This is a genomic window from Novosphingobium sp. SG707, assembly GCF_012275515.1.
Taxonomy (GTDB): Bacteria; Pseudomonadota; Alphaproteobacteria; order Sphingomonadales; family Sphingomonadaceae; genus Novosphingobium.
Genome location: NZ_JAAZQL010000001.1, coordinates 898157 through 910034, shown reverse-complemented (window position 1 = coordinate 910034; position 11878 = coordinate 898157). Strand labels below are relative to the sequence as shown.

At 65.4% G+C, this 11878-nt stretch carries 9 protein-coding genes; 7 read left to right on the top strand and 2 right to left on the bottom strand.

Going from position 1 to position 11878, the window contains the following annotated elements; genetic code table 11:
* On the bottom strand, nt 1-1014 hold the full coding sequence (locus FHW92_RS03620; protein ID WP_168601827.1) for a LacI family DNA-binding transcriptional regulator: 1014 nt from the start codon (nt 1012-1014) through the stop codon (nt 1-3).
* A gap of 170 nt (nt 1015-1184) precedes the next feature.
* Between FHW92_RS03620 and ptsP the strand changes: the two genes are divergently transcribed.
* The 6 genes from ptsP (at nt 1185) to FHW92_RS03590 (ending at nt 10489) form a co-directional block, all read left to right on the top strand.
* Entirely contained in the window at nt 1185-3695 is a 2511-nt protein-coding gene (gene ptsP / locus FHW92_RS03615) for a phosphoenolpyruvate--protein phosphotransferase (RefSeq protein WP_172249151.1), read from the top strand.
* Nucleotides 3695-4636: a 1-phosphofructokinase gene (gene pfkB / locus FHW92_RS03610; protein WP_168601826.1), complete on the top strand. Its 942-nt coding sequence runs from the start codon at nt 3695-3697 to the stop codon at nt 4634-4636. The genes ptsP and pfkB overlap by 1 nt, the downstream gene beginning before the upstream one ends.
* 25 nt (nt 4637-4661) lie before the next feature.
* Nucleotides 4662-6329 (top strand): fructose-specific PTS transporter subunit EIIC, encoded by a 1668-nt coding sequence (locus tag FHW92_RS03605; RefSeq protein WP_168601825.1) that lies wholly within the window; start codon nt 4662-4664, stop codon nt 6327-6329.
* Nucleotides 6330-6379: 50 nt separating this feature from the next.
* Nucleotides 6380-7696, top strand: a complete 1317-nt coding sequence (locus tag FHW92_RS03600) for a carbohydrate porin (RefSeq protein WP_168601824.1) — start codon at nt 6380-6382, stop codon at nt 7694-7696.
* A gap of 73 nt (nt 7697-7769) precedes the next feature.
* Nucleotides 7770-9245, top strand: coding sequence for a DUF1800 domain-containing protein (locus FHW92_RS03595; RefSeq protein ID WP_168601823.1), 1476 nt, complete (start codon nt 7770-7772; stop codon nt 9243-9245).
* A gap of 20 nt (nt 9246-9265) precedes the next feature.
* On the top strand, nt 9266-10489 hold the full coding sequence (locus FHW92_RS03590) for a DUF1501 domain-containing protein (protein WP_168601822.1): 1224 nt from the start codon (nt 9266-9268) through the stop codon (nt 10487-10489).
* Here the strand turns inward: FHW92_RS03590 and FHW92_RS03585 are convergent.
* Nucleotides 10486-11178 carry a YafY family protein gene (locus FHW92_RS03585; protein WP_168601821.1) on the bottom strand — a complete coding sequence of 231 codons (693 nt, stop codon included), beginning with the start codon at nt 11176-11178 and terminating at the stop codon, nt 10486-10488. The two genes, FHW92_RS03590 and FHW92_RS03585, sit on opposite strands and share 4 nt — an antisense overlap.
* 76 nt (nt 11179-11254) lie before the next feature.
* On the opposite strand from FHW92_RS03585, the gene FHW92_RS03580 reads away from it, so the two are divergent.
* Complete coding sequence (locus tag FHW92_RS03580; protein WP_168601820.1) at nt 11255-11878, top strand: glutathione S-transferase family protein; 624 nt, start codon at nt 11255-11257, stop codon at nt 11876-11878.

The window sequence follows — 11878 nt, the reverse complement described above, 5'->3', positions numbered from 1 at the left end:
TCAGCTTCCTGTTGCTTGGTTGCGCGCGCTGGACCCGCGCGCGATGAGTTTGCCGGAAAGGACGGTTTTGCGCATCGCGGCATCGGGGTGCTTCAGCCGGTCGAGCAGCATGGTCATGGCCGTCCGCCCGATTTCCTCGACCGGCTGTTCGATCACGGTTAAACCATTGCCGATCAGTTCCATCCAGTCGCTGTTGTCGAAGCCGGCCAGCGCAATGTCGCGCGGCACTTCCAGCGAGAGCGAGCGCAGCGCGCGCAGCACCGAGATCAGCATGACGCCGTTGCTGGCCATCAGCGCATCGGGGCGGTCGGGCCGCGAAAGCAACGCAATGGCCGCCTTTTCCGCCTCGCCCGGGGCATGGGGAATGGCCAGCGTATCGACCGTGATGCCAAGGCGCGCGGCGGCCCGTTCAAAACCGTTGCGGCGCTCGATCCCGGTGCTGCTGCTGGCGCCGAACAGGCCCGCGATGCGGCGGTGGCCCTGATCATAAAGATGTTCGAGCAGCAGGCCCGCCATCGCCTCATTGTCGAGCAGCACGCAATCCTCGCGCGCGCCGGGGATAGCGCGGTCGATCAGCACCACCGGGCAATCCATCGCCAGTTCTCCCGCGCGCGTCACCCTCTGGCGCGATGGGGCAAGGATGATGCCGGTCACGCGCTCTTGCTGCATCAGTTCGAGATACATGGCCTCCTTGGCCGGGTCCTCGTCGGTGTTGCACAGGATGACGCGCAGGCCTCGCGCCGCCGCGAGGCTTTCGATGGTGCGCGAAACGGCGGTGAAGAAGGGGTTGCGGATGTCGGCAAGGATAAGGCCGATGGTATTGGTATGCTGCGAACGCAGGCGGCGCGCAGCCAAATTGGGGCGATAGCCGGTCGAGATGACGGCGGCCTGGACTCGCTCCTGCATCGCCGGATCGACCGGTCGCCCGCTGAGCACCCGCGAGACGGTGGCGGGCGAGACATTGGCGACTTTGGCGACATCCTTAATTCCGACGGGTTTGATCTCAACGGACATCAGAAAACGTTCTCACTTATCAAACGGCCTGATGGCCTCTCCTGCATTGCATCATGCCTGCAATCACGCACAAAATGCAAGGGCTCTTGACAAAAGCGGTGAGAAAACGTTTTCTAGCGTTAATGACAGAACGTGGAGAGATTCTGAACATGCCCGCTCCTTCCGCCATCATGCCCCGCGCCGCCCTTTCCGGCCCAGTCGTGTCTGGTTCGCTCGAACTTGTGCGTATCGCCGCAAAGGCCGCCGACAAGGAGGACGCGATTCGTCAGGTGGGCCAGTTGCTGGTGGCCGCAGGCTGCGTTGCACCCGGTTATGAGGAAAGCATGGTGCGCCGCGAAGCGGTGGCCAACACTTTCCTTGGCGCGGGCGTCGCCATCCCCCACGGCCTCGGCGAGGACAAGGGGCTGGTTCGGCACGACGGCATCGCCATCCTGCAACTGCGCCAGGGCGTCGAGTGGAATTCGGGCCAGATCGCCCATCTGGTCGTGGGTATCGCCGCCAATTCGGACAGCCATATCGCCATCCTGCGCCGCCTGACCCGTCTTATTCAGGATGAGGCGCGCATTGCCCATCTGATCGCCACGGATGATGCCGACGCCATCGCCCGCGCCCTGCACGAGGATGGCGCCCCCACCGCCGAAACCGTCCCCGCCGAGGATTATGCCGAGGTTGAGCGCTGGACTGTCGATTACCCCTCGGGCCTGCACGCCCGCCCCGCCTCGGCATGGGTGGAAGCGGCGCGTGGCCTTTCGGCGCGCCTGCGGGTGCGCCATGGCGCTGAAACCGCCGATCCGCGCAGCCTCGTTTCCCTGCTCCAGCTTGGCCTGAAGGCAGGCGATACGATCGCCATTTCTGCCGATCACGCCGAGGCGCTGGACACATTCGTCAAGGCCATCCGCCGCCTGACCGCGCGCGAAAAGGAAGATGCCGCCCGCGCCGCCGCCAAGGCCAGCGCCCCGGTACGCGGGTGGAAACCCTCGGGCGAAGCCAAGGCCATTGCGGGCGTCGCGGCCAGCCCCGGCCTTGCCATCGGCCGGGTGCATATCCTCGCCCCCGCCGAACTGGTCGTGCCCGATGAACCGGTCGATCTGGTGGCCGGGGGCGCCGCGCTTGAGGACGCGCTGACCCGGACGCGGGCTCAGATGAAGGTGCTGATCGACGATACCACGCGCCGCCTTGGCGCGGGCGAGGCGGCGATTTTCAAAGCGCAGGCCGATCTGCTCGACGATACCGACCTTATCACGCTGACCTGTCAGTTGATGGTCGAAGGGCATGGCGTGGCATGGTCGTGGGATCAGGCCGTGGGGCGCATTGCGGGGCAATTGTCGGCGCTGGGAAATCCGGTGCTGGCGGCGCGGGCGGCGGATCTGCATGATGTGGGGCGCCGTGTTTTGGCCGCGATGGACCCTTCGCTGGCGGCCGGATCGCTCGCTGATCTGCCCGATGAGCCTTGCGTGCTGATCGCTTCCGACCTTTCTCCTTCCGATACGGCAACGCTTGATATTGCGCGCGTGGCGGGGGTGGCGACCGCCCTTGGCGGGCCGACCTCGCACAGCGCCATTCTGGCGCGTACGCTGGGCCTGCCCTCGATTGTGGCGGGCGGGGCGTCCTTGCTGGGGCTGGAGCCGGGCGCCTGCGTGATCGTCGATGGCGACAGCGGGCGGGTCTGGCTCGACCCCACGCCGCAGGATCTGGAATCGGCCCGCCAGTGGATCGCGGACATCGCCCAAAAGCGCGCCGCCGAGGCCGCCGAGCGCAGCCGTCCCGCCATCACCACCGATGGCCATGAAATCGCCGTTGCCGCCAATGTGAACCGCCCCGATCAGGTCGAATTCGCGCTGGTGCAGGGCGGCGAGGGTGTGGGCCTGATGCGCACCGAATTCCTCTTTCTCGAACGCGGCGAAAGCCCATCCGAGGATGAGCAGGAGGCGATCTATCGCGCGATGATCGAGGCTCTTGGGCCGCGCCCGCTGATCGTTCGCGCGCTCGACATCGGCGGGGACAAGCAGGTGCCGCATCTGGACCTGCCGCGCGAGGAAAACCCCTTCCTCGGCGTGCGCGGGGCGCGGCTGTTGCTGCGGCGGCCTGATCTGCTCGAACCGCAATTGCGCGCGCTGTATCGTGCCGCGCGGGCGGGAGGCGATCTTTCGATCATGTTCCCGATGATCACCTCGGCCTGGGAATTGATCCGCCTGCGCGAGGCCTGCGAGGCGATCCGCATCGAATTGGGCGCGCCCGTCGTGCCCATTGGCATCATGATCGAGGTGCCCGCCGCCGCCGTTCAGGCGAAGGCTCTGGCCCCCCATGCCGATTTCTTTTCCATCGGCACCAATGACTTGACCCAATATGCGCTGGCCATCGACCGGCAGAACCCCGATCTGGCCAGCGAGGCCGACAGTCTGCATCCCGCCGTTCTGCGCCTGATTGCCATGACGGTGGAAGGGGCGAAGGCCCATGGCCGCTGGGTGGGCGTATGCGGAGGCATTGCGGGTGATCCGTTCGGCGCGGCGTTGCTTGTGGGGCTTGGCGTGTCCGAACTCTCGATGACCCCGCGCGACATTCCCGCCGTCAAGGCCCGCATCCGCGCCAGCAACAAACCCGCTTTGGAGGCTCTAGCCCGGCGCGCATTGGACATGGAAGGCGCCGCCCAAGTGCGCGCCCTCGATGGGGAGGCCGCGTGATGCGTATCCATACCGTCACCTTTAACCCGGCCATCGACCATACGATCACGCTCGATCGGCTGATCCCCGGCGAGGTCCACCGCGCCCGCGCCGTCCGCCGGAATGCCGGGGGCAAGGGCGTCAATGTCGCCAGTTGCCTGGCCGACTGGGGCGCCGATGTGGTGGTTCACGGGCTGCTGGGCAGCGATAATGCCGCTCCCTTTGACGCGCTGTTCGCCGCCAAGGGGATCGAGGACCGTTTCATCCGCGTGGCCGGTTCCACCCGCGTCAATCTCAAGCTGGTCGATGATGCCGGGACCACGGACATCAACCTCGACGGCATGGCGGTGGACGAGGCGCTGGTCGCCAAGGTGGTGAGCCAATTGAACGTGGCGGTTCGCTCGGGCGATCTGGTCGCGCTCTCGGGCAGCCTGCCGCCCGGTTGCCCCTATGATGTTTACGCCGCGATGGTGGCGCAATTGCGCGAGCGTGGATGCCGCGTCCTGCTCGACACCAGCGGGCTGCCGCTCAAACATGCTTTGGACGCGCCTGTCCTGCCCCATGTCATCAAGCCCAATCGCAGCGAACTGGCCGCATGGACCGGGCAGGCGGCGATGGACCGGGCAGGCCTGCTGGCGGTGGCGGCGGATCTGTGCCGCCGGGGCGTCGAACTGGTGGTGATTTCGATGGGCGAAGAAGGGGCCTTGTTCGTCTCGGCGCAGGGGGCGGTTCGCGCCCATCTCGCTCTGGCTGGCGTGGCCAGCACGGTGGGCGCGGGCGATGCGATGGTGGCCGGGCTTGCTGCTGGGTTGGCCGATGGCCTGCCGTTGGAGCGTCTGGCGCGGCTCGCCACCGCTTTTGCCGTGGGTAAGCTGGGCATGGCTGGCCCTAATCTGCCGGAACTGGGCGCTGTGCGAGCCTTGGCGCAGGAGGTTTCGCTCTCCGCCATGACCATGGCCTGATGGATTATAAAGGGACGAGGATTCAATGAGAAAACTCTTTGCCGTGATCGACGCCGGGGGCAGTGACGTGCAGGCCCTGCTGGCCGCCGAGGCCCTGCGCAAGGCCGCGCGCACGCAGGGCCGCCCCATCGAGGTATCGGTGCGTCGCCCGACTGACGCCCAGAGTTTTGAGGCTTTGGGGGAGGATCTGGCGCTGCTCTTTGTAGGCGGCGAGGATGACCCTCTGGCCGCGCGGGCGGATTGGCGGCTCAGCCTCGACAATGTGCTCTCCGACCCGCAGGGCGCGATCCGCGAGCCGGATGGCGGCGCGGCGGCAAGCAGGCCGAAGATCGTTGCCATCACCTCCTGCCCCACCGGGATCGCCCATACCTTTATGGCCGCCGAAGGTCTGGCCGAGGGGGCAAGGCAACTCGGCTATCCGATCCGCATTGAGACGCAGGGTTCGGTCGGCGCTGGCAATCCCTTGACCGCACAGGAAATTGCCGAGGCCGACGTGGTGCTGATCGCCGCCGACCGCGAGGTGGACCGTTCGCGCTTTGCGGGCAAGCGGGTGTTTATCAGCAACACCAAGCCCGCGATCACCGGCGGCGCGGGTCTGATCGAACGCGCCTTGGCAGAGGCGCAGGTGCAGGGCGGCGAGCCGTCCAGCACCGCGCCTGCCGCCGTCAAGGAGCGGGCGGGGCCTTACAAGCATCTGATGACGGGCGTGTCCTTCATGCTGCCCTTTGTGGTGGCGGGGGGCCTGCTGATCGCGCTGGCCTTCGCGCTGGGCGGCATTCACGCCAATGATGATGCGGCCGCCGGGACGCTGGCCCATGCCCTGTTCGAAATCGGTGCCAAGGCGGGCTTTGCTCTGATGGTGCCTGCGCTGGCGGGCTATATCGCCTATTCCGTGGCCGACCGCCCCGGCATTGCGCCGGGCATGATCGGCGGCATGATCGCGTCGAGTCTGGGCGCGGGCTTTCTGGGCGGGATCGTGGCGGGGTTTATTGCGGGCTATGGCGTCGATGGGCTTAACCGGCTGATCCTCCTGCCCAAAAACCTGTCGGGGTTGAAGCCGGTTTTGATCCTGCCTTTGCTCGGCTCGCTGCTGACGGGGCTGGTGATGATCTATGCCGTGGGCGCGCCGGTGGCCGCCGCGCTGGCTTTTCTGACCGAATGGCTGCGCTCGATGCAAGGGTCGAGCGCGATCCTGCTGGGCGTCATTCTGGGCGCGATGTCGGCCTTTGACATGGGCGGGCCGGTCAACAAGGCGGGCTATGCCTTCTCGGTCGGTCTGGTGTCCAGCCAGGTCTATACGCCGATGGCCGCGACCATGGCGGCGGGCATGGTGCCGCCGCTGGGCATCGCGCTGGCCACATTCCTGTTCCGCAACCGTTTCAGCGCCGAGGAGCGCGAGGCGGGCGGCGCGGCGGGTGTGTTGGGTCTTGCCTTCATCACCGAGGGCGCGATCCCCTTTGCCGCGCGCGATCCGTTTCGCATCATCCCCTCGCTGATGGCGGGTTCGGCCGTGGCCGGGGCCATTTCGATGGCCTTTGGGGTGGAGCTCAAGGTTCCCCATGGCGGCATTTTCGTGCTGCCCATTCCGGGGGCCGTGACCCATCTGGCCGCCTATGCGCTGGCGATTGTCGCCGGGACGGTTGTGACGGCTCTGCTGGTGGGCCTGCTCAAGCGGGCGCCCGAAGCGGCCTGACGGTTATACTCTGACCTGCGCCCACGGATCGGGCGCGCAAGGATCATCCCATGTATCGCACAATGCTCAAGGGCGCCTGCACCGCAGGCGTCATCGCCCTCTCCTTGTCCAATGCCATGGCGCGGGAAGCGCCGGTCAAGCCCTTTCAACCGCTGGCCGATGATGGGATCACCCTAGCGCTCAACTATACCGGCGAGGCGGCGGGCAATGTCAGCGGCGGGCTGCGCCGGGCGAGCGCCTATACCGGACAGGTCTATATGGGCGCGGATCTCGACATGGACCGCATCGCCGGGATCGGCGGCGGCACCTTGCATTTCGCCGTTACCAACCGCCACGGCAAGAGTCTGTCGGGCATCGCCATCGGCAACAACACCTCGGTTCAGGAAGTGTGGGGCACGCAGAACACCCATCTCGCGATCCTGACATGGGAGCAGAAGCTGTTTGATGGCCGGGTGAATATCGAGGCGGGGCGCAGTCAGGCCAATATCCATTTCCTCAACTCGCCGCTTTACTGTAATTTTCAGACCAATTCCGCCTGCGGCAACCCGACTTTCGTTTTCAAAAACAGCAATTTCACCTATTTCCCCGCCTCAAGCTGGATGATCCATGCCCGCGCGAATTTCACCCCGCAATGGTTCCTGCATGTCGGGGCCTATGAGGTGAACCCCGACCGCAAACAGGCCGATGACAATGGCTTCAGCTTTTCCACGCGCAACGCCACCGGCGTGATCGTACCGTGGGAGGCGGGCTATGCCGACGATGCGGGCAGGACGCGCCTGCCGGGTCATTACATCCTGGGCGGCTGGTTCGACCGGGGCGATTATGCCGATCCTTTGCGCGACGCCAGTGGCGGGATCGCGATCCTGACAGGGCAAAATGCGGCGACTTTGCATGGCCGCTCGGGCCTCTATTTCCGCTTTGACCAGATGTTGACCCGGCCCGATCCGGCGACAAAGCGGGGGCTGACCCTGTTCGGCGTGGCCATGACCAATCTGTCGGGGCGGGTCGAGGAAAGCCATTACCTTGAATTGGGCCTGTTGCAGACCGGCACCTTCAAGGGGCGCGACTCCGACACGCTGGGCTTTTTGATCAATGATCAGCAGTTCAGCACCTTGGCGGTCGAGCGGATGCGCGCGGCGCGGGTGGCCGGGGGTGGCGACGGCAACATCCATCGCCACCAATATATGATGGAGCTGGCCTATGGCGCGCAGGTAAATCCGGCCATACGGATTTCGCCCAATATTCAATATATTGTTCACCCGGACCAGACCGGCGCCCCGTTCCGCCCCCGCGACATCGGCAATGCTTTCGTTTTCGGGCTGAAATTTACGGTCGATGCTCCCACCCTGATGGGAATGATGCGCTAGAGGTCAGGTTCATCGACAGGTCATAAAACTTGCGGCAAAAGGGGGCGGGATAGGTTAACCGAGGGCTGCCGCGATGAGCCGCTTGCTGGGTTTGCATATATTGGTGCCGCTGCTGATCGGCGCGGTCCCCGCACAGGCGGGGGAGAAGGACGGCGGGCTGGCCGGGGTGAACCGGGCCACATGGGGCCTTGCCGAATGGCCGGTTGGCGCATCATCGTCCGATGCCGCGCTGCCCCCCGCCGTGCAGGCGCGGATCGACGAGATGCGGATCAGCCGCGAGTCCATGGTGCAATTGGTGGCCGACATGGACACGCAAAACCGCGCCGCCAACCAGACGCCCGACCCCACCCAGCGCGAGGCCGCCAAAAAGCAATGGCAGCAGTCGATGAACGCGCTTGAGCGCGAGGCGCAAACCCGATCCCTGCTGCGCGACCTCTATTCGCCCGATCAGATGCGCGAACAGATGACATGGTTCTGGTTCAACCAGTTCAACGTTCATGGGCAAAAGCGGGACATCCGCGCGATGGTGGGCGATTATGAGGATGTCATCCGCACCCGTTCGCTGGGCCGCTTCCGCGATCTGCTGGAGGCTACGCTGCGCCATCCGGCCATGCTGCGCTATCTGGACAATGACCAGAACGCGGCGGGCCATATCAACGAGAATTATGCCCGCGAGATCATGGAACTGCACACGATGGGCGTGGGTTCCGGCTATAGCCAGAAGGATGTGCAGGAACTGGCGCGCATCCTGACCGGGGTGGGGGTGCGGTTGAACCCGGACACGCCGCGGCTGAAGCCGGAGTGGCAGGGGCTTTATCTGCGCGACGGCCTGTTCGAATTCAATCCCGCGCGCCATGATTTCGGCACCAAACAATTCATGGGTCACACGATCCATGGCTCGGGCTATGCCGAGGTCGAGCAGGCGCTGGACCTGATCGCGGGCAATCCGGCCACCGCGCGCCGCCTTTCCACCCGGATCGCCACCTATTTCATGGGCGACCGCCCGCCTGCCTCCGTTGTCGACCGGATGACCGCCGCCTGGCGCCAGTCCGGCGGGGATATTGCCACCGTGCTGGACGCGATGACTGCAACGCCCGCCTATGCCGCTTCGCTGGGCCATGCGTTCAAGGACCCGGTGCATTATGTCGTCTCAGCGGTGCGCTATGCCTATGGATCGGGGCGCGACGGCAATGTGGTGGTCAATGTCGATCCGATGATCAACTGGCTCAAACGCATGGGCGAGGGGCTTTACGATCATCAGACGCCCGATGGCTATCCGCTGGGCGCCTCGGCATGGACCGGACCGGGGCAGATGGAGGTGCGCTTTGAAATCGCCAAATCCATCGGCAATGGTTCGGCGGGCCTGCTGCGCCCGCGCGATCCGGCGGTGGCCTATCAGCCCAGCGCGCCCGATCTGCGCAATGCCCTGTGGTCGGGCGGGGTGGACCGCGCCACCACCGGCCAGACCCGCGCCGTGCTGGATCAGGCCGCAAGCCCGCAGGAATGGAACATGCTCTTCCTTGCCTCGCCCGATTTCATGCGCCGATAATGGACAATCGGAGACAGACGATGACCCTGTTTGACCGCCGCGATCTGATCCGTTCCGCCGCGCTTGGCCTGCCTTTGATGATGGCGGGAGGCCGGGCCTTTGCCGCGCCGGGGGCCGCCAATAACCGACTGCTGGTGGTGTTTTTGCGCGGGGCCTATGATGCGGTGAATGTCATCGTGCCGGGGGCCGGCGATTTCTATCACGAGGCGCGGCCCACGATTGCCTTGCCCCGCCCTGATCCGGCCAATCCCGATGCGCCTTTGCCGCTGGACGCCGATTGGAATCTGCACCCTGCGCTGCGCGAGAGCATCCTGCCCCTCTGGCAGGCGCGGCAGATCGCCTTTGTGCCTTTTGCCGGCACGGATGACATGAGCCGCAGCCATTTCGAGACGCAGGACAGCATCGAATTGGGCCAGAACATCGCCGCGCGCCGCGATTTCCAGTCCGGCTTTATGGGCCGTCTGGCCGCCGTTCTGGGGGCGGATAAGCCGATTTCCTTTACCGACCAACTGCCGCTCTGTTTTCGCGGGGGGCCGGTGGTGCCCAATATCGCGCTGGGCAATGCGGCATCGCGGCCCTCCATCGACGCGCGCCAGACCGAGCTTATCAAAGCCATGTATCGCGGCCAGCACGAGGCGGGCGTCGATCTGGAAACTGCCATCGGACAGGGCTTTGCCGTGCGCGACACGGTGTTTCAATCCATCCGGGGCGAGATGGAGGCCGCCGGGCGCGGCGCGATCACCGCCAAGGGTTTTGAACTGTCCGCCCGCCGCATCGGCCGCCTGATGCGCGATCAGTACAACCTCGCCTTTGTCGATGTCGGCGGATGGGACACCCATGTCAATCAGGGCGGGGCGCAGGGCAATCTGGCCAATCGCATCGGGGAACTGGGCCGCGCTCTGGCCGGGTTTGTCGAGGCAATCGGGCCGGAGGACTGGCGCAACACGACAGTGGTGGTCATGTCCGAATTTGGCCGCACTTTCCGCGAAAATGGCGACAAGGGCACCGACCATGGCCATGGCAGCATCTATTGGGTGCTGGGCGGATCGGTGGCAGGCGGGCGGATGGCGGGGCCACAGGTCAAGCTCAGCCCCGACACGCTCAATCAGGGGCGCGACCTGCCGGTGCTGACAGATTACCGGGGGCTGATCGGGGGCTTGCTGGCGCGGCAATATGGGCTGTCGGCGCGGCAATTGGGCATCGTCTTTCCCGGCGCGGGGATCAGCGATCTGCAATTGCTTTAGGGTTTTCGCTGCTGCTCCATCTGGCGCTTCCACCTTTGCTTCAATTCACCGGGGCGCAGGCCATGGGCCTCGTCCAGAAATTGCGCCGAAACGATGCGGTCGGCGCGGAAATGGCGGAAATCCTGCCGCATCTCGCACCATGCGGCCAGCATCCGGGCTGTTTCGAAATAGCCAAGGATCACCGGCCAGACCACGCGCTGGCTGACCGCCCCCTTCTCATCGCGATAGGACAGGGCGATCTTGCGCCCCTCACGAATCCACAGCCGGGTGCGGGCAAGGTCGATGCCGTCGGGCGGCGTATCGGTCCATGAGGGCACGCCAGTGGATGGATGGGCGATGAAGGGGCGCAGTTTTTCGGGCACCACCGAGGTGATCTTGGCGATGAGATCGCGCGCGGCCGCCGCCAGCGCCGGATCGCCGCGCCCCGCCACCCATTGCGCGCCCAGCACCGCCGCCTCGATCTCCTCCGGCGTCAGCATCAGCGGGGGCATGTCGAAACTGTCGTCGAGAATATAGCCGAAACCGGCCTCTCCGCGCACGGGAACCCGCTGGCCGATCAGATCGGCAATGTCGCGATAGACCGTGCGGGGCGAAACTTCCAATTCCTGGGCAATATCCTGCGCGGTGGTGGCGCGCGAGGAACGGCGCAGGATCTGGATAATCTGAAACAATCGGTCGGCGCGGCGCATCAGGCTTCTCCCTGCTGACATAATGCTGTCAGCAGGGGCGGCGCACAAGGGGGCATCCGATCAACAGGAGGTTTTCATGATCACGCTCTATCACGCCCCGCAATCGCGTTCCTCGCGCATCATCTGGCTGCTGGAGGAATTGGGCGCGACCTATACGATTGCGCCCGTGTCGATCTATCGCCCGATGACCGGGCAGGGCCATCCCGACCCGGCCAACCCCCACCCGGACCAGCGCGTGCCCGCCATCGAGCATGATGATGCGCTGATTACGGAATCGGTCGGGATCGCGCTTTACCTTGGCGATGCCCTGCCGGGCGCCGATCTGGCCCCGGCGGTGGGCAGCGCCTGGCGCGGAGCCTATTGCACATGGCTGGCATGGTATGCTTGCGAGATGGAGCCGGCGATGTTTGCGGCCATGTCGGGCGCGCTGGCCGCTTCGCCCAACAAGCAGCGCGATTATGACGCGGTGGTGCGCCGTCTGGAAACCACGCTGGCGCATCGCGATTATGTGCTGGGCGAGGAATTCACCATTGCCGACCTCCTGATCGCCAGCGCGTTGAACTTCGGCCGCAAGGCTTTCCCGGCCAGCGAATTGATCGACGCCTATGTCGAGCGCTGCCGCAACCGCCCCGCCGCCATCCGCGCGCTGGGGCTGGATGACGCGGCGGGGCTGCAATCCGCGCGCGAAGCGGTTTTGTAA

Coding starts and splice junctions, on each gene's coding strand:
- FHW92_RS03620 (WP_168601827.1), bottom strand. CDS start 1,014: ATGTCCGTTGAGATCAAACCCGTCGGAATTAAGGATGTCGCCAAAGTC.
- ptsP (WP_172249151.1), top strand. CDS start 1,185: ATGCCCCGCGCCGCCCTTTCCGGCCCAGTCGTGTCTGGTTCGCTCGAA.
- pfkB (WP_168601826.1), top strand. CDS start 3,695: ATGCGTATCCATACCGTCACCTTTAACCCGGCCATCGACCATACGATC.
- FHW92_RS03605 (WP_168601825.1), top strand. CDS start 4,662: ATGAGAAAACTCTTTGCCGTGATCGACGCCGGGGGCAGTGACGTGCAG.
- FHW92_RS03600 (WP_168601824.1), top strand. CDS start 6,380: ATGTATCGCACAATGCTCAAGGGCGCCTGCACCGCAGGCGTCATCGCC.
- FHW92_RS03595 (WP_168601823.1), top strand. CDS start 7,770: ATGAGCCGCTTGCTGGGTTTGCATATATTGGTGCCGCTGCTGATCGGC.
- FHW92_RS03590 (WP_168601822.1), top strand. CDS start 9,266: ATGACCCTGTTTGACCGCCGCGATCTGATCCGTTCCGCCGCGCTTGGC.
- FHW92_RS03585 (WP_168601821.1), bottom strand. CDS start 11,178: ATGCGCCGCGCCGACCGATTGTTTCAGATTATCCAGATCCTGCGCCGT.
- FHW92_RS03580 (WP_168601820.1), top strand. CDS start 11,255: ATGATCACGCTCTATCACGCCCCGCAATCGCGTTCCTCGCGCATCATC.